Here is an 18,394-nt window from a genome sequence, read left to right on the forward strand (position 1 = left end):
AAGGGGGACCTTGTGGGAGAGTAGGACACCGCCGGACTCCTTTTAGTAAGATCAGAGAGCCCCTTCTTCGGAAGGGGTTTTCTGCGTTTAACGCCCCGTCTGCAGGCGAGGCTCCGGGTTGGTAGAGTCGACCCTTACAACACAACAGCTGGCAGAGATTTTTAGGGAGTACCTCCGTGAGTGACCGAGACGACGACGACCGCAACGACCGTCCCCGACGCTCCGACGACTCCGGATCGGCTGCCGGCCGCCGACCGTCGAGTGGGCCTGGAGGCCCTCGACGCGATCAGCCACGGGATTCCCGCCCGCCGCGCGGTGACCGTCCGTCGTACGGTGACCGACCGCAACGGTCGGACCGCCCGTCTTCGGCAGGCCGGCCCCAGCGAAACGACCGTCCGTCGTCGGGGGATCGGCCGCAGCGCACCGATCGTCCGACGTCGGGGGAGAGGCCCCAGCGCAGTGACCGTCCGTCGTACGGCGAGCGCGCGGGTCGGGGCGAGCGCCCCTCGTACGGTGACCGTCCTCAGCGATCGGATCGCGGCTCCTCGGGGCGCAACGGTGGGGGAGACGATCGTCGCGGCGGTGGTGCCCCGCGCGGTGGTGGCGCTCCTCGCTCCGGGCGTGACTCGTTCCGCCCCCGCGAGACTCCCGAGGATCGCGACCCGTTCGGCATCAAGTCGGTACGTCCGCCCCAGGACGTCGCCCACGTGCCCGACGACGTGGAACCCCGCGACCTCGACAAGGTCGCCCGCGGTGAGCTCAAGACCCTCAGCAAGGACAACGCCGACTGGGTCGCCCGACACCTCGTCATGGCCGGACGCCTCATCGAGGAGGACCCCGAGGAGGCGCACAAGCACGCTCTCTCGGCCGGTCGTCGTGCCGGTCGGATCGGCGTCGTCCGCGAGACGATCGCCATCACCGCCTACACGGTGGGTGACTACGCGATGGCGCTCCGTGAGCTGCGCACCTACCGGCGCATCTCGGGTCGCGAGGACCACCTCCCCCTGATGGTCGACAGCGAGCGAGGTCTGGAGCGCCCGGAGCGCGCGCTGGAGCTCGGTCGCTCCGTGGACCCGGCGACCCTGGACGTGCCGGTGCGCGTGCAGCTCGCCATCGCCATGTCGGGTGCTCGCCTCGATCTCGGTCAGGCGGAAGCCGCGCTCCGTGAACTCGAGATCCCTCAGCTCGACCGCTCCAAGGCCTTCTCGTACAGCCCCGATCTGTTCGACGCGTACGCGACGGTGCTCGACGACCTCGGCCGGGAGACCGAGGCCGACGAGTGGCGGGCACTGTCCGAGCGGGCCTCCGACGCCATCGACCGTCACCTGCAGGGCGACGACGGCGAGACGATCGAGATCGTCGAAGAGGACATCGAGTGGGAGGACGACTCTGCGGAGGAGGCCCCCGCCGAGCAGGCTTCTTCGGAAGAGGCCCCCGCCGAGCAGGCTTCTTCGGAGGAGGCTCCCGTGGAGGAGTCCGCTCCCGCCGACGAGACCTCGACAGACGACGAGGGCGACCGTGGCTGACGGCCCCGCACCGCTCGACGGTGTCGACACCGTCCTGGCCGATCTCGACGGCGTCGTCTACAGGGGCAGTCAGGCCATCGAGCACGCGGTCGAGTCCCTGACCACCATCGCGGAGACGCTCCGAGTCGGCTACATCACGAACAACGCGTCGCGCACGGCCGCTGCTGTCGCGAACCAGCTGAGCGGCTACGGTCTGGAGGTGACCGCGGACGACGTGGTGACGTCCCCGCAGGCGGCCGTGCGGCTCCTCGGCGACACCGTGCCCGCAGGCTCGACGGTGCTGGTGGTGGGCGGCGAGGGGCTGACCTCCGTGCTCGAGGAGAACGGCTACGTCGTGACCCGCTCAGCGGACGACGAGCCGGCCGCCGTCCTGCAGGGCTTCAGCCCCGAGGTGGGCTGGGCGCAGCTGGCCGAGGCGTCGTTCGCGCTGCACCGCGGCATCCCGTGGATCGCCACGAACACGGACTGGACCATCCCGCAGGAGCGCGGCATCGCTCCCGGCAACGGCACGCTCGTGTCGGCCGTCCACACGGCCGTCGGGCGCCTGCCCGAGGTCGCCGGCAAACCCGAGACGCCGATCTTCACGGCTGCCGTCGAACGCTTCGGCGCGACGAAGGCGCTGTTCATCGGCGACCGGCTCGACACAGACATCATCGGCGCCAACCGCGCCGGGCTGCTCTCCGCGCTCGTGCTGACCGGCATCGACGGTGCGAAGGAGCTGCTGTCCGCCGACGCCGCGTCACGACCCGACTTCATCGTCGGCGACCTGCGCGAGCTGCAGCAGCCGTATCCCGAGGTCGTCGAGCACGACGAGGACGACGTCCACGTCGTCAGCGTCCGGAACGCGAGCGTGGCGGTCCGCGGGCACGTCGTCCGGGTGCTCTCGCCCGGCACCGACCCCACCGATCTCGTCCGAGCCGGCACCGCAGCGGTCTGGGGCACGAAGCGCGCCATCTACGCCCTCGACGTCGACCCCGCCCTGCACGCGGCTGACTAAGGTGGACGCCACCATGAGCGAGGACCACGAGACGACGGTGCCGACCACGGACCAGACGGAGGCGGTCGAGGGTCTGGAGGCGCGCCTCCAGCAGATCGAACAGCAGCCTCTGGGTGACCGTGCGGCGGCGTTCGGCGAGGTCCACGACGAGCTGCGAGACGTCCTCGAAGGCGCCGCGGCGGACGGGCATGAGGGCTCGTGAGCGACGCGACGACCCCCGCCGCGGAGGGGGAGCGCCTGGACTCCGCGCTCGCCCGGCGCGGACTCGCCCGATCGCGCACGCATGCGGCCCGGCTGCTCGCCGACGGTCTCGTGTCGATCAACGGCTCGGGCGTGCTCAAAGCCTCGACCCGCGTGTCCGAGGCCGATCGCGTCGAGGTCGCCGGGCTCGACCACTACGTCAGCCGAGCCGCCCACAAGCTGATCGCCGCACTCGACTCGTTCGGCGTCGACCCGGCCGGTCGCACGGCCCTCGACGTCGGAGCGTCGACCGGCGGTTTCACCCAGGTGCTGCTCGAACGCGGGGCGCGGCACGTGATCGCGCTCGACGTCGGGCACGGCCAGCTGGCTGCCGGCGTGCGCTCCGACCCGCGCGTGACGACCGTCGAGGGCGTCAACGCGCGGTACCTGACCCGTCCGCAGCTGCGCTCGATGTCGGCCGAGTCCGCGTCGATCGACCTCGTCGTCGCCGACGTCTCGTTCATCTCGCTGACGATGGTGCTGCCCGCGCTCGTCGAGAGCGCTGGTGTGGACAGCGAGTTCGTGCTGCTGATCAAGCCGCAGTTCGAGGTGGGACGACAGGGCATTCGCGAGGGCGTCGTGCACGACCCCGGGTTGCGGATCGAGGCCGTCACGACGGTGATGTGGGCCGCGCACGACCTGGGGCTCGGCACCGCCGGGCTCATCCCCTCACCGGTGGTGGGAGGCGCGGGGAATCAGGAGTACTGCGTCCGCTTCTCGGCCTCCGCCGGGACGAATCCGACAGAATGGCTCAGCACGGCCGACAGCTTGACGGGAGCGTGAGAGACATCACTTCGACTAGGCACATCCTCGTCGTCTCGCACACGGGGCGACGCGACTCGATCGACGCCGCCCTCGTGGTCTGCGGGCTGCTCGCGGCGGCCGACGTGGTCCCGGTGCTGCCCCACGACGAGTTCGACGACATCAAGGCGGCCGAACCGGGTCTCGGGCGAGTGGGCATCCTCGGCGACGACGTGAGCTGCGACGACCTCGAGTGCGTGATCGTGCTGGGCGGCGACGGCACCATCCTGCGTGCCGCCGAGCTCACCCGGGGCACCTCGGCGCCCATCGTCGGCGTCAACCTCGGTCATGTGGGGTTCCTCGCCGAGAGCGAGCGCGACGAGATGACCGACACGGTGCGGCGCGTGCTCGCCCACGACTACGACGTCGAAGAGCGCTTCGCCCTCGACGTGACCGTCACCAACGGCAGCGAGATCGTCTACCAGACCTGGGCGATGAACGAGGCGACCGTCGAGAAGGCGTCGCGTGAGCGGATGCTCGAGGTCGTCATCGAGGTCGACGGTCGGCCCCTGTCGTCGTTCGGCTGCGACGGGGTCGTCATGTCGACCCCGACCGGCTCGACCGCGTACTCGTTCTCGGCCGGCGGCCCCGTCGTCTGGCCCGAGGTGCAGGCGCTGCTGCTGGTGCCGCTCAGCGCTCACGCGCTCTTCGCCCGCCCCCTCGTGGTGGGCCCCGACTCCGTGCTCGCCGTCGAGGTGCTGAACCGCACCGAGGCGAAGGGCATCCTCTGGTGCGACGGTCGGCGAGAGCACGACCTGCCGCCGGGCGCCCGCGTCGAGTGCACGCGGTCGACGCAGCCGGTCCGTCTGGCGCGTCTGCGCCAGGGGCCGTTCACCGACCGGCTCGTCGCGAAGTTCCACCTGCCGGTCACCGGTTGGCGCGGTCCGGATCAGGCGGCCACCTCGTGATCGAGGAGATCTCGATCCGCGACCTCGGCGTGATCGGTCGCGCCACCCTTCCGCTCGGACCCGGCTTTACGGCCGTCACCGGCGAGACGGGCGCAGGCAAGACCATGGTGGTGACGGCCCTGGGGCTGCTGCTCGGCCAGCGTGCCGAGAGCGGCATCGTCCGCTCGGGCAGCGGTCAGGCCGTCGTCGACGGGCGCTGGCTGGTCGCCGCCGACGGGCCGGTCGTCGATCGGGTGACCGAGGCCGGCGGCGACGTCGACGACGGCGAGCTGCTGCTCAGCCGCGTCGTCTCGGCCGAGGGTCGCAGCCGCGCCATCGTCGGCGGTCGTGCCGCACCGATCGGCGTGCTCGGAGACCTCGCCGACCACCTCGTCGTCGTGCACGGGCAGTCCGAGCAGATCCGCCTCAAGTCGGCAGCCGCCCAGCGCGCCGCCGTCGACGCCCACGGGGGAGCGCCGCTCGCCGAGGCCGCCGCGTCGTACCGCGTCGCGTACGACGCCTGGCTGGCCGCGCGTGCCGAGCTGGACGAGATCACCCGCGACCGCGACGCCCGCCGGGCCGAGGCGGACGACCTGCGGGCGGCCATCACCGAGATCGAGGGCGTCGCCCCCGTCGCCGGCGAGCTCGACGAGCTCGACGCCACCGCCGAACGCCTGAGCAACGCCGAAGACCTGCGTCTCGCCGCGGGGCTCGCCCACGAGATCCTGTCGACCGAGGCCGTCGACGGCACCCGCGACGTCCTCGGGCTCGTGGAGGAGGCCCGCCGGCAGATCGATCGCGTCGCACCCCACGACCCGGCCCTCGGGCCGATCGCCGATCTGCTCGCCGAGATGAGCGTGCAGGTCTCCGAGACGTCGTCTCGGCTCTCGAGCTACCTCGGTGGTCTCGACGGAGACGCGGCCGGCGATCTCGAGGCCGTTCAGACCAGACGCGCCGATCTGTCGGCGCTCGTCCGCCGTCACGGCCCGACCCTCGACGATGCCATCCGTCTGCTCGACGACGGCAGCCGTCGTCTGCTCGAGCTCGACGGCGACGACGACCGGCTGGTCCAGCTCGACGACGAGGTGCGCGAGTTCCGGGCCGAGGCGGAGACCAGGGCGACGCGACTGACCGAGCTGCGCCGCGCCTCCGGAGCGGACCTGTCCGAGCGCGTCAGCGCCGAGCTCGGAGCCCTCGCAATGACGGGCGCCGAGATCGTCGTCGAGGTGTCGCCTCGCGACGAGCTCGGAGCCTCCGGGGCCGACGTCGTGTCGCTGCTGCTGCGGCCGCACCCCGGCAGCGAGCCCCGACCGCTCGGCAAGGGCGCGTCGGGCGGCGAGCTGTCGCGCGTCATGCTCGCCCTCGAGGTCGTCATGGCCGGATCGAGCGAGGTGCCCACCTTCGTGTTCGACGAGGTGGACGCCGGCGTCGGCGGCTCGGCCGCGATCGAGATCGGCAGGCGGCTCGCCGCCCTGGCCGATCGAGCGCAGGTCATCGTCGTGACTCACCTCGCCCAGGTCGCCGCGTTCGCCACGAACCACCTGCGGGTCGTGAAGGACGCCTCGGGCGAGGTCACCGCGAGCAGCGTCCAGCAGCTCGAGGGCGACGACCGGGTCGCCGAGATGGCGCGGCTGCTCTCAGGGCTGCCCGACAGCACGAGCGGGCTCGACCACGCCCGCGAACTGCTCGACCTGGCGCGAGACCGAGCCGACACACGTTCGTAACACCCCGTGGCTGGTCTGCGCCCCGCTCGTGACATAGGATGGAATCCCGTGGTGAACGTACAGAACTCGGGCCCTGATTCCTCTTCGATCGACGGGGGCGGCCCTTCTGACGCCGCCTCGTCGGGCCGCGCCGGCCTCACGAGCGACTCGGTGACACCCTCCGTCACGAAGCACATCTTCGTCACCGGCGGTGTGGTCTCGTCGCTGGGCAAGGGCCTCACCGCCGCCAGCCTCGGCAACCTGCTGACCGCCCGCGGACTCCGCGTCGTGATGCAGAAGCTCGACCCGTACCTCAACGTCGACCCGGGCACGATGAACCCCTTCCAGCACGGCGAGGTCTTCGTCACCGACGACGGCGCCGAGACCGACCTCGACATCGGGCACTACGAGCGGTTCCTCGACATCAACCTCGATCAGGCCGCGAACGTCACGACCGGCCAGATCTACTCGACCGTCATCGCGAAGGAGCGCCGCGGCGAGTACCTGGGCGACACCGTGCAGGTGATCCCGCACATCACCGACGAGATCAAGCGACGCATGCGTCAGCAGGCCGAGGGCGACCTCAAGCCCGACGTGATCATCACCGAGGTCGGCGGCACGGTCGGCGACATCGAGAGCCAGCCGTTCATCGAGTCGGCCCGTCAGGTGCGTCACGAGCTCGGTCGGAAGAACGTCTTCTTCGTGCACGTCTCGCTCGTGCCGTACATGGGCGCGTCGGGTGAGCAGAAGACCAAGCCGACGCAGCACTCGGTGGCGGCGCTCCGTTCGATCGGCATCCAGCCCGACGCCCTCGTGCTCCGCAGCGACCGTCCCGTCAGCGAGAGCAACAAGCGGAAGATCGCCCTGATGTGCGACGTCGACGAAGACGCCGTCGTCAATGCGAAGGACGTCGCGAGCATCTACGACATCCCCACCATGCTGAACGAGCAGGGCCTCGACTCGTACATCATCCGTCACCTCGGTCTCGACGAGAAGGCCGGCGAGGTCGACTGGTCGGGCTGGCAGACCGTGCTCGACGCCGTGCACCAGCCCAAGCACGAGGTGACCATCGGTCTGGTCGGCAAGTACATCGACCTGCCCGACGCCTACCTCTCGGTCACCGAGGCGCTGCGGGCCGGGGCGTTCGCGCACCAGGCCAAGGCGAAGCTCGTGTGGATCCCCTCCGACGACTGCGAGACGCCCGAGGGCGCGGCCGCCGCGTTGTCGCAGGTCGACGGGATCTGCGTGCCCGGCGGCTTCGGCATCCGCGGCATCGAGGGCAAGCTCGGCGCCCTGCGGTTCGCCCGCGAGAACAAGATCCCCGCGCTCGGCCTGTGCCTCGGTCTGCAGTGCATGGTCATCGAGTACGCGCGCAACGAGGCCGACCTGGCCGGCGCCTCCTCGTCCGAGTTCGACCCCGAGACCGAGTTCCCCGTCATCGCGACGATGGCGGAGCAGGTCGACATCATCGCCGGCGGCGACCTCGGCGGCACCATGCGCCTCGGCCTGTACCCGGCCGCGCTGACACCCGGTTCGCTGGCGGCCGAGCTGTACGGCTCCGAGCTGGTCGACGAGCGTCACCGCCACCGCTACGAGGTCAACAACCAGTACCGTCAGCAGATCGCCGACGCCGGCCTGCGCTTCTCGGGCACGTCGCCCGACGGCACCCTGGTCGAGTACGTCGAGCTCGACCGCAGCGAGCACCCGTTCTACATCGGCACGCAGGCGCACCCCGAGCTGCGGTCGCGCCCGAACCACGCGCACCCGCTGTTCAGCGGTCTCGTCGAGGCGTCGCTCGAGCGTCAGAACTCGAGCCGGCTGTTCGCCGACGACGCGGACGACGCCGGCCAGGCCGGTCAGGTCGGTCACGTCGACGCCGAGACGGTCGGCGCATGAGCGAGCTGCTCGCCGACGAGGCCTTCGAGCCCGAGATCACGTCGTCCGACGTCGTCTTCGAGGGAGCCGTCTGGAACATCCGCCGCGACGCGTTCGACTACGACGGCTCGACGATCGTCCGAGAGTACGTGGCCCACACCGGCGCCGTCGCGATCCTCGCCGTCGACGACGAGGCGCGTGTGCTCGTGATCCGGCAGTACCGGCACCCGATCCGGTCGCGCGAGTGGGAGCTCCCCGCCGGTCTGCTCGACGTCGACGGCGAGCCGAAGCTGGCCGCCGCTCAGCGCGAGCTCGCAGAGGAAGCCGACCTCGTGGCGACCGACTGGCGCGAGCTCGTGACCTTCCGCACGACCCCCGGCGGCAGCGACGAGACCGTGACGGTCTTCCAGGCGACGGGCGTCTCGGCCACCGAGACGGCGTTCGCCCGCGAGGCGGAGGAGGCCGATATCGAGGTGCGCTGGGTCGCCCTCGACGACATCGTCTCGGGTGTGCTCGCCGGCCGGCTGCAGAACTCCATCCTCGCCATCGCCGCCCTCGCGGCCCACGCCTCGCGCTGACCGCGCACCGACGGCCCGGTCTCGCATGACCACCATCGAGGAGGCGGTCGACCGGTACCTGAGGCACGTCACCGTCGAGCGGGGTCTCTCCGCCAACACGGTGGCGGCTTATCGACGCGATCTCGCACTGTGGCAGGGGCATCTCGAGGAGGCGCACCGCGCCTCCCCGGGGGACGTCACGGTCGCCGACGTGGCCGCGTTCCCGGTCGCGCTCTCGACCCGCGCCGAGAGACCGCTCGGCGCGGCGAGCGTCGCCCGCGTGCTGTCGTCGGTCAGGGGGCTGCACCGGTTCCTGCTCGAGGAGGGCCTGGTCGAGATCGACGTGGCCGCGACGACGCGTCCGCCCAAGCTGCCCGGTCGCCTGCCGAAGGCGATCTCGGTCGCGCAGATCGAGGCTCTGCTGGCCGCGACCGATGGCGACGACCCCGTGCGGGTGCGCGACAAGGCCCTGCTCGAGGTGCTCTACGCGACCGGGGCACGGGTGAGCGAGGCGGTGTCGCTCAATGTCGACGACGTCATCGAGGGCGACGTCGTCCGGTTGTTCGGCAAGGGCGGCAAGCAGCGCATCGTGCCGCTCGGCAGCTTCGCCCGCCGTGCTCTCGACGACTACCTCGTGCGCGCACGCCCCGGGTTCTCGGTGCGGGGCGAGGCGACGCCGGCGCTCTTCCTCGGCGCTCGCGGCGCTCGGCTGTCGCGTCAGAACGCGTGGCTGGTGATCCAGGCGGCCGCCGAGCGGGCCGAGCTCGACGTCGACGTCTCGCCGCACACGTTCCGCCACTCGTTCGCGACGCACCTGCTCGAGGGCGGCGCGGACGTGCGGGTGGTGCAGGAGCTGCTGGGTCACTCGTCGGTCGCGACCACGCAGATCTACACGCTCGTGACGGCCGACGCGCTGCGCGACATGTACTCGCAGGCGCACCCCCGGGCGCGTCGGCGGACTCCGCGCCCTGCCGCGGCACCTGGTGTCTGACCAGGTAAAACCCTCAGGCAAGGCATGAACCTTCTTCGCCCTCGGGTCGGGCGCGGCAGACCGCCGGTGTCGGGGGTCGCCGTTACCATCGTCGTGTGAGCACCAAGCCGACATCGAGCACACCCGCCCTCTTCGAGGCCGCTCCGTCGACCCCGGCGTCGACCGGGCCGGTCAACGGCCCCACCGGTCGCCCTCGCACCGAGTTCGCCGTCCCCGAGCGTCTCGACGGTCACGGCCCGGCGCGCATCATCACCCTCTGCAACCAGAAGGGCGGTGTCGGCAAGACCACGACGACCATCAACCTCGGCGCCTCGTTCGCCGAATACGGCCGACGCGTGCTCGCCATCGACTTCGACCCCCAGGGCGCCCTCACCGCGGGGCTCGGCGTGCAGGCGCACGACCAGGCCACGGTCTACGACCTGATGATCGGCACCGAGCGCGACGCGCACGCGGTCATCGTCCCCACCCGAGTCGAGAACCTCGACGTCATGCCGGCGAACATCGACCTCTCGGCCGCCGAGGTGCACCTGGTCAACGAGGTCGCCCGCGAGCAGATCCTGGCCCGCATCATCCGTCAGGTCAGCGACGAGTACGACGTCATCCTGATCGACTGCCAGCCCTCGCTCGGTCTGCTGACCGTCAACGCGCTGACCGCCGCGCACGGCGTGCTCATCCCGCTCGAGTGCGAGTTCTTCGCCCTGCGCGGTGTGGCCCTGCTGGTCGAGACGATCGAGAAGGTCCGCGACCGTCTCAACCCCGCCATCACGCTCGACGGCATCCTGCCGACCATGTTCGACTCGCGCACGCTGCACAGCCGCGAGGTGCTCGAGCGCGTGGTCGAGGCGTTCGGCGACGAGGTGCTCGAGACCGTCATCGGCCGCACCGTGAAGTTCCCCGACGCATCCGTGGCCGGCACCCCCATCACCCAGTTCGCCCCCGAGCACCCGGCGGCCCAGGCCTACCGGCAGTTGGCCCGAGAGCTGATCGCGCGTGGTGCCGCGGCCTGACGCCAGCGTCGTCACCGACGCCCTCTCCGCCCCCGATGCCGTCGGCACCGGGTTCGCGGTCACGCTGTCGAACTTCAGCGGCCCGTTCGATCTGCTGCTGACGCTGATCGGCAGACGTGAGATGGACGTCACCGAGGTCGCGCTGAGCGCCGTCACCGACGACTTCATCTCGTACCTCAAGACGGTCGATACCGGCGAGAACCTCGATCAGGCGAGCGAGTTCATCGTCGTCGCCGCGACCCTGCTCGATCTCAAGGTCGCCGGTCTGCTGCCGCAGGGCGAACTCGTTGACGCCGAAGACGTCGCGCTGCTCGAGGCGCGCGACCTGCTCTTCGCCCGGCTGCTGCAGTACCGGGCGTTCAAGCAGGCCGCCGAGTGGTTCGGCGAGCACGGCACGGCCGAAGCGGCCCGGCACGCTCGATCGGTGCGGCTCGAGCAGAAGTACCGGGTGACGACCCCCGAGCTCGTCTGGACGCTCAGCCCCGACGACTTCGCCGCCCTCGCGACCCTCGCGCTCGCCCCGCGCGAGCTGCCGACGGTCGGGCTCGACCACCTGCACGCCCCGCTCATCAGCATCCGCGAGCAGGCGGCCGTCGTCGTCTCGATGCTGCGAGACCGCGGCACCCTGACCTTCCGCGAGCTCGTGTCGGGCGTCGACGAGCGCGGCGTCGTCGTCGCGAGGTTCCTGGCACTGCTCGAGCTCTACCGTCACGCCGTCATCTCGTTCGAGCAGATCGAGCCGCTCGGCGAGCTCAGCGTCCGATGGACGGCGCTCGACTGGAACGACGAGGCGCTCGACAGCCTGGGGGCCGACTATGACGACTGAGGCGACCGGCACTCGCGAGGCGACCCGCGCCTCCTCGGCGACCCGCGCCTCCTCGGGGCAGGCGATCGCCCGCTCGCTCGAGGCGATCCTCATGGTGGCCGACGAGCCGCAGTCGCTCGTATCGCTGGCGACCGCGGTCGGTGCTCCGACGGCGGCGGTGCGCCAGGCCGTCGAGTCGCTCGTGGCGGACTTCGACGGCGCCGACGGCGGCACCCGGCGCGGATTCGAGCTGCGCGAGGTGGGCGGCGGCTGGCGATTCTACGTCCGCCCCGAGTTCGACCCGGTCGTCCGCGATTTCGTGCTGACGCAGAACCCGTCCAGACTGTCGCAGGCGGCTCTCGAGACGCTGGCGGTCATCGCCTACAAGCAACCCATCACCCGCAGCAGCATCGCGCAGATCCGCGCGGTGAACGTCGACTCGGTCGTACGCACGCTGCTCGGGCGCGGTCTCATCACCGAGTCGGCCACCGACTCCGAGACCGGAGCCATCACCTACGAAACGACGGAACTCCTGTTGACCCATCTCGGCCTCAATTCACTCGATGAGCTGCCGCTCATCTCCCCGCTGCTCTCCGACGGTCAAGAAGGGTTCGACGATGTCGCCTGAGAACGAGTCCGAGCTGCCCTCGGGCGAGCGCCTGCAGAAGGTCATGGCCGCGGCGGGCGTGGCCTCGCGTCGCGTCTCCGAAGACCTGATCGCCGCCGGCCGGGTCACGGTCAACGGCAAGGTCGTCACCGAGGCCGGTCGACGCATCGACCCCGACAAAGACAAGGTCGTCGTCGACGGCAGCGCCGTGCAGCTCGACACGACGCGCCGCTACGTCATGCTGAACAAGCCCGTCGGCGTGGTCAGCACGCTGAGCGACGAGAACGAGCGACCCGACCTCCGTCAGTTCACCAACGAGTTCGAAGAGCGCCTCTTCAACGTCGGCCGCCTCGACGTCGAGACCTCGGGTCTGCTGCTGCTGACCAACGACGGCGAGCTGGCCCACGTGCTGGCGCACCCCTCGTTCGGTGTCACCAAGACCTACATCGCGAAGGTGCGCGGCGTCATCACGCCCAACGTCATCGCCCAGCTGCTGTCGGGCGTCGAGCTCGACGACGGCCCCATCTCCGCCGACAAGGCCGCGCTCGTCGGCGGCGGCGCGGGGCTGTCGCGCTCGAACGACTCGTCGCTGATCGAGATCACGCTGCACTCGGGTCGTAACCGCGTCGTCCGCCGCATGCTCGAGGCCGTGGGCCACCCCGTCATCGACCTCGTGCGCCGCTCGTTCGGGCCGCTGCACCTCGGCACGCTGAAGGTCGGCCACATGCGCACGCTGAACAAGGCCGAGCTCGGGGCGATCCTCACGATCGCGCGCGACGCGACGCCCTCGCCCAGGGTCGACGCCGCCCCGGTGACCGAGAGCGCCGATGCGCCGGTCGTCGAGGCCGACGTGGTCGAGGTCGCCCTCGACGACGACGAGGTCGAGAAGGAGTTCTACGACGAGGACGACGACGAGTTCGACCCCGCGACCGACGCCCGCGACGCCAAGCGCCGCCGGGGCCCGTCCGGCTTCAAGGGCGACACCGGTGCCGCCACGTCACGACGCTCGGAGGTGCGCCGCCAGCAGGCCGGCCGCCGCGAGACGCGCGACGACCGCGGTGCGGGCGGGGCTCGCCCGGCTCGTGACGACCGTGGTGGGTACGGCTCGCGTGACGACCGTGGGGCTCGGCCGGCTCGTGACGACCGCGGTTACGGCTCGCGTGACGACCGTGGCGCCCGCCCGGCTCGTGACGACCGCGGCTACGGCTCCCGTGACGACCGCGGTGGTTACAGCAGCAGCCGAGGAGGCGCGGCGCAGGGTGGATCCGCCCGTGACGACCGCGGTGCGCGACCTGAGCGTGGCGGCTACAACCGTGACGAGCGTGGCGGTCGCCCTGAGCGTGGCGGCTACAACCGTGACGAGCGTGGCGGCCGACCCGAGCGTGGCGGCTACGACCGCGACGACCGCGGTGCCCGGCCCGAGCGCGGCGGGTACAGCCGTGACGACCGTGGTGCGCGCCCTGACCGCGGCGGGTACAACCGCGACGAGCGTGGTGCGCGCCCTGAGCGCGGCGGACGCCCGGATCGCGGCGGCTTCGTGTCGCGCGACGACCGTGGCGGCCGACCCGAGCGCGGCGGCTTCGTCTCGCGTGACGACCGTGGCGGGCCCGGCGCCCGCGGCGGCGACCGTCCGCTGAGCCCCGGCGAAGAGCGTGCGGCGGGCTACCCGAACCGCGACCAGAACCGCGACCCCCGCACCGGGCGTCCCTCCGGCGTCCGCGCCGGCGGCCCCGGCCGTGGCGGTCGTGAGGACCGCAGCGGCGACCGCGGCGGATACCAGGGTCGCGACGACCGCGGTGCCGAGCGTGGCGGATACCAGGGTCGTGACGACCGTGGTGCCGAGCGCGGCGGCTACCAGGGTCGCAACGACCGTGGGGGCTACCAGGGACGCGACGGCGGCTCCTCCGAGCGCGGCGGCTACCAGGGTCGGAACGACCGTGGTGGCGAGCAGCGCGGCGGAGACCGTGGCGGCTACCAGGGTCGCAACGACCGTGGCGCCGACCGCGGCGGCTACCAGGGACGCGACGACCGTGGCGGCTCGCGTGGCGGTCCCGCTCGTGACGACCGCGGCGGCGACGACCGTCGCGGGGGGTCGCGCGGCGGCGACCGTCCGTACAAGCCCCGTGGCGACGACGGAGGGCGTGGTCCTCGCGGGGGTGGCCGGTCGTGACCGAGCCGACCCGCGCCTCCTCGGCTGACGCGGTCGGCATCGACGAACAGACCGACGAGCAGGCAGACGCCCACGATCTCGCCGACGGCAGCCGACGGCTGACCGGTCAGGTGCGGATCGTGGGCTCCGGCCTGCTCGGCACGAGCATCGGGCTGCGGCTCAGGCAGCACGGCGTCGACGTCATCCTCGACGACGTCTCGCCGGCCGCCCGCAGCCTCGCCATCGACTACGGCGCGGGTCGCGCACCCGCGAACGACGACCGGCCGACGCTGGTCGTCGTCGCCGTGCCGCCCGACGTCACCGCGACCATCGTCGCGACCGAGCTCGAGAGGTTCCCGGATGCGCTGGTCACCGACGTCGCGTCGGTCAAGGTCGCGCCCCTGGTCGAGCTGCGAGCACTCGGGGCCGACGTCTCGCGCTACATCGGTTCGCACCCCATGGCCGGTCGCGAACGGGGCGGAGCCGTCTCGGCCCGCGCCGACCTCTTCATCGGCCGCCCGTGGGTCATCGCCGGGCACGACGACATCACCTACCGACGCGCCGCGGCCGTGGAAGACCTCGCCCTCGATCTCGGGGCCACCCCGATCGAGATGACCCCCGACGAGCACGACGCCGGCGTCGCGCTCGTCAGCCACGTGCCCCAGGTCGTCGCCAGCCTCATGGCCAGCCGACTCGCCGACGCCCCCGATTCGTCGCTCGACCTCGCCGGCCAGGGCGTGCGCGACGTCACCCGCATCGCCGCCAGCGATCCGGCGCTCTGGGTGCAGATCCTCGGGGCGAACGCCTCGCGCGTCGTCGAGGTGCTGCGCGCCCTGCGCGTCGACCTCGACGGGGTCATCGGCGCGCTCGCCGCCCCCGAGGCGCCCGGCGCACGCCGGGCCGTGGCCGAGGCGATCGGCGCCGGCAACGGGGGAGTCTCGCGCCTGCCCGGCAAGCACGGCTCGACGACCCAGTTCAGCTCGGTGATCGTGCTCGTCGACGACACCCCGGGGCAGCTCGCCCGGCTGCTCACCGAGATCGGTGAGATCGGCGTCAACCTGGAAGACCTGCGCCTGGAGCACTCGCCCGGCGCCCCGGTAGGACTCGCGGAGGTGGCCATCGTGCCCGACCAAGAACAACGACTCGTCGCCGAACTCGAACGGCGCGGCTGGACCATCGCGGGGGCGTTCGCATGAGCGGCACCGAGCCCACCGTCGACCCGGGCGTCGACCCCGCCGTCGACCCGGCCCTCGACGTCGAGCGCTCGCCCGGCGAGCACGGCGTGGGCGGGCCGGCCGGCGAGGCCCACACCGCCGAGCTGCGCGACGAGACCGCCGAGGCCGTGCACCGTCACCTCGTGGTGGCCGTCGACGGCCCGGCCGGCAGCGGGAAGTCGAGCGTGAGCCGCGCCTCCGCGTCGGCCCTCGGGTTCGACTACCAAGACACAGGGGCCGCCTACCGGGCCTTCGCCCTGCACGCCCTCGACAGCGGCGTCGACCTCGACGACGCCGAGGCGATCATCGGGGTGCTGCCCTCGTTCCGGTACGACATCACGATCGACCCGGCCCGCGCCTCCTCGGTGACGATCGACGGTCGCGACGTGACGGACGAGATCCGGACCCCGCGGGTCACCACCGCCGTGAGCCACGTCGCGAAGCTGCCGGAGGTGCGTCGGTACATGGTCGACCTCTTCCGCCGCATCATCGCGTCGACCGAGAAGCCCGGCATCGTGACCGAGGGGCGCGACATCACGACCGTCGTCGCACCCGATGCCCAGGTGCGGATCCTGCTGACGGCGACCGAAGAGGCTAGAATGGCCAGGCGTTCCGCCGAGGTCACCGGGCAGAGTGCCGATGAGACAGCTCGGCAGCTGTCGAACCGTGACCGGCTTGACAGCAAGGTCGTCGACTTCATGACCGCCGCCCCCGGCGTGTCGACTGTCGACTCCACCCATCTCGACTTCGACCAGACGGTGAACGCCGTGGTCGGGCTCGTGCGAGCGAGCACCCCCTCTTAATAAGGAATCACCATGGCAGACGACGACAAGTACCCCGAGCTCGACGAGCAGATGGTCGGCCGCATCCAGGCGATGCCCGACGAAGACGCCGACCAGCGCGCTCGCGCACTGCGCGCCGGCCTGGCCGATTACGACCTCGACGAAGAAGACGTCAACGTCCTCGAGGGCGGCGAATGGGACCCTGACGCCCTCACCTACGCGCCGGCCCTGCCGGTGCTCGCCATCGTCGGTCGCCCGAACGTCGGCAAGAGCGCCATGGTCAACCGGATCCTCGGGAGGCGCGAGGCCGTCGTCGAAGACAAGCCCGGCGTCACGCGCGACCGCGTCTCGTACAAGGCCGAGTGGGGCGGGCGTCGCTTCACCCTCGTCGACACCGGCGGGTGGGAGCCCGACGCCATCGGCATCGACAAGTCCGTCGCCATGCAGGCCGAGATCGCCGTCGACCTCGCCGACGCCGTGCTGTTCGTCGTCGACGTGAACGTCGGAGCGACCGCCACCGACGAGGCCGTCGTGCGCATGCTGCGCGCCTCGCACAAGCCCGTCATCCTCGTCGCCAACAAGAGCGACGACGCCCGCAAGGACCTCGAGGCCGCATCGCTCTGGTCGCTCGGTCTCGGCGAGCCGTTCCCCGCCTCGGCGGTGCACGGTCGCAACGTCGCCGACCTGCTCGACCTCTGCATGACGAAGCTGCCAGCGGTGTCGACCGTGGCGAAGGAGGAGATCGGCGGGCCCCGCCGCGTCGCGATCCTCGGTCGCCCGAACGTCGGCAAGAGCTCGCTGCTGAACAAGGCGGCCGGCGAAGAGCGCGTCGTCGTCAACGAGCTCGCGGGCACGACCCGCGACCCCGTCGACGAGCAGGTCGAGATCGCCGGGCGCGTGTGGACCTTCGTCGACACCGCCGGCATCCGCAAGCGCGTGCACCTCCAGCAGGGCGCCGACTTCTACGCGTCGCTCCGCACGTCGGCCGCGCTGGAGAAGGCGGAGGTGGCCGTCGTCGTCATCGACGTCACCGAGTCGATCTCGACTCAAGACCTGCGGATCATCGACCTGGTGCTCGAGTCGGGCCGCGCGCTCGTGCTCGCGTTCAACAAGTGGGACCTCTTGGACGACGACCGTCGCCGCTACCTCGAGCGCGAGATCGAACAAGACCTGGATCACGTGTCGTGGGCGCCGCGCGTCAACATCTCGGCCCGCACCGGTCGCCACCTCGAGAAGCTCGTGCCCGCGCTCGAGCTCGCCCTCGAGTCGTGGGACACCCGCATCCCCACCGGGAAGTTCAACGCCCTGCTCGCCGAGCTCGTCGCCGAGCACCCGCACCCGCTGCGCTCGGGCAAGCAGCCGCGCATCCTGTTCGGCACCCAGGCGGCCAACCGCCCGCCGACCTTCGTGCTCTTCACGACCGGGTTCCTCGACCCGCAGTACCGCCGCTTCATCACGCGCCGCCTGCGCGAGATCTTCGGCTTCGAGGGGACGCCGATCACCGTGAACATGCGGGTGCGCGAGAAGCGCAAGCGCGCGTAGTCGGGCTGGTCGCTCGACGCCAGAAGGTGGACACGACGCCGGGTTTAAGCCTGGTGCTGTGTCCACCTTCTCGCGTTGTGGGGCTGCGGCGGTGTGGGGCTGGGCGTCCGTGATACGCCGCCACCTTGTCGACACCCCGCCATCTGATCTGGTGGCGGGGTGTCGAGTCGGTGGCGGTGAGAGTGCGGCGATCTGCGGACTCGAGGGATGCCGGGCCGATCTCGCACCGCGCCTCCTGGGCCGTGATCGACCCTCCCTCCACAGGCGTCGGCCGGGCAGAGCGTCTCCACGATGTCCTGACCCCCTCGTTCACCTTGCTAGTGTGATGTGAATCACGTACGGTATGCGAAGCCGTGGGGCGAGGTGGAAGAGGGAGCGAGTGGCGGATCTGCAGGTCGACGAGTCGGCGTTGTCGGGGGTGGCATCGGCCGTGTCGGGGGCGCGGGGAGACATCGGGTTCGACGCGGCTCTGACCCGAGGGTCGTCCGACGCGGTGGGGGCCGCCCGGGTGGCCGAGGCGCTCGACGAGACGACGCGGCAGCTCCGTCGTCGTGTCGAGTTCCTGGGTGGGGTGCTCGAGCGCCTGAGTCTGTTCCCCGCGGCGTTCGTGCGTGAGGTCGGGCGCACCGACTCGGCACTCGCGACGGGGGTGTCGGCGGGTGGGGGTGCGGTTCGCGACGTCTCGTCGAGGGTCGCGGCTGGGGCTGGGGC

The 18,394-nt window shown here is 71.4% G+C and carries 16 protein-coding genes and 1 pseudogene; all 17 read left to right on the forward strand.

Annotated elements, in window-relative coordinates:
* Positions 1-707: 707 nt before the first annotated feature.
* The gene (locus tag ACZ6JE_RS14300; RefSeq protein WP_464319375.1) at positions 708-1,526 is read left to right on the forward strand and encodes a hypothetical protein; all 819 of its coding nucleotides are present in this window, start codon (positions 708-710) and stop codon (positions 1,524-1,526) included.
* On the forward strand, positions 1,519-2,523 hold the full coding sequence (locus tag ACZ6JE_RS14305; protein WP_243215668.1) for an HAD-IIA family hydrolase: 1,005 nt from the start codon (positions 1,519-1,521) through the stop codon (positions 2,521-2,523). The genes ACZ6JE_RS14300 and ACZ6JE_RS14305 overlap by 8 nt, the downstream gene beginning before the upstream one ends.
* A 13-nt stretch (positions 2,524-2,536) precedes the next feature.
* Entirely contained in the window at positions 2,537-2,725 is a 189-nt protein-coding gene (locus ACZ6JE_RS14310; protein ID WP_192060570.1) for a hypothetical protein, read from the forward strand.
* Positions 2,722-3,546: a TlyA family RNA methyltransferase gene (locus ACZ6JE_RS14315; RefSeq protein WP_464319376.1), complete on the forward strand. Its 825-nt coding sequence runs from the start codon at positions 2,722-2,724 to the stop codon at positions 3,544-3,546. Before ACZ6JE_RS14310 ends, ACZ6JE_RS14315 begins: the two co-directional genes overlap by 4 nt.
* 5 nt (positions 3,547-3,551) lie before the next feature.
* Positions 3,552-4,472 (forward strand): NAD kinase, encoded by a 921-nt coding sequence (locus tag ACZ6JE_RS14320; protein ID WP_243215675.1) that lies wholly within the window; start codon positions 3,552-3,554, stop codon positions 4,470-4,472.
* Entirely contained in the window at positions 4,469-6,175 is a 1,707-nt protein-coding gene (gene recN, locus ACZ6JE_RS14325) for a DNA repair protein RecN (protein WP_464319377.1), read from the forward strand. The genes ACZ6JE_RS14320 and recN overlap by 4 nt, the downstream gene beginning before the upstream one ends.
* 150 nt (positions 6,176-6,325) lie before the next feature.
* Complete coding sequence (locus ACZ6JE_RS14330; RefSeq protein ID WP_320477338.1) at positions 6,326-8,050, forward strand: CTP synthase; 1,725 nt, start codon at positions 6,326-6,328, stop codon at positions 8,048-8,050.
* Positions 8,047-8,607 carry an NUDIX domain-containing protein gene (locus ACZ6JE_RS14335; protein ID WP_464319378.1) on the forward strand — a complete coding sequence of 187 codons (561 nt, stop codon included), beginning with the start codon at positions 8,047-8,049 and terminating at the stop codon, positions 8,605-8,607. The genes ACZ6JE_RS14330 and ACZ6JE_RS14335 overlap by 4 nt, the downstream gene beginning before the upstream one ends.
* A gap of 25 nt (positions 8,608-8,632) precedes the next feature.
* Positions 8,633-9,577 (forward strand): site-specific tyrosine recombinase XerD, encoded by a 945-nt coding sequence (locus tag ACZ6JE_RS14340; RefSeq protein WP_464319379.1) that lies wholly within the window; start codon positions 8,633-8,635, stop codon positions 9,575-9,577.
* Positions 9,578-9,672: 95 nt separating this feature from the next.
* Positions 9,673-10,584: a ParA family protein gene (locus tag ACZ6JE_RS14345; protein ID WP_192060563.1), complete on the forward strand. Its 912-nt coding sequence runs from the start codon at positions 9,673-9,675 to the stop codon at positions 10,582-10,584.
* On the forward strand, positions 10,568-11,410 hold the full coding sequence (locus tag ACZ6JE_RS14350) for a segregation and condensation protein A (protein ID WP_464319380.1): 843 nt from the start codon (positions 10,568-10,570) through the stop codon (positions 11,408-11,410). The genes ACZ6JE_RS14345 and ACZ6JE_RS14350 overlap by 17 nt, the downstream gene beginning before the upstream one ends.
* Positions 11,400-12,017, forward strand: coding sequence for an SMC-Scp complex subunit ScpB (gene scpB / locus ACZ6JE_RS14355; RefSeq protein WP_464319381.1), 618 nt, complete (start codon positions 11,400-11,402; stop codon positions 12,015-12,017). Before ACZ6JE_RS14350 ends, scpB begins: the two co-directional genes overlap by 11 nt.
* Positions 12,007-12,789, forward strand: a pseudogene (locus ACZ6JE_RS14360) (pseudouridine synthase); the annotation flags it as partial. The gene scpB and the pseudogene ACZ6JE_RS14360, both read left to right, overlap by 11 nt.
* 1,415 nt (positions 12,790-14,204) lie before the next feature.
* The gene (locus ACZ6JE_RS14365) at positions 14,205-15,341 is read left to right on the forward strand and encodes a prephenate dehydrogenase (protein ID WP_464319383.1); all 1,137 of its coding nucleotides are present in this window, start codon (positions 14,205-14,207) and stop codon (positions 15,339-15,341) included.
* Positions 15,338-16,162 (forward strand): (d)CMP kinase, encoded by an 825-nt coding sequence (cmk, locus tag ACZ6JE_RS14370; RefSeq protein ID WP_197981877.1) that lies wholly within the window; start codon positions 15,338-15,340, stop codon positions 16,160-16,162. The genes ACZ6JE_RS14365 and cmk overlap by 4 nt, the downstream gene beginning before the upstream one ends.
* A 72-nt stretch (positions 16,163-16,234) precedes the next feature.
* A complete protein-coding gene (der, locus tag ACZ6JE_RS14375) occupies positions 16,235-17,683 on the forward strand; it encodes a ribosome biogenesis GTPase Der (RefSeq protein ID WP_371740743.1) in 1,449 nt (482 codons plus the stop codon).
* Between the two features lie 379 nt (positions 17,684-18,062).
* The coding region (locus ACZ6JE_RS14380; protein WP_464319382.1) for a hypothetical protein at positions 18,063-18,394 on the forward strand (332 nt) is incomplete at its 3' end.

This window comes from Frigoribacterium sp. AC759 (genome assembly GCF_979256015.1).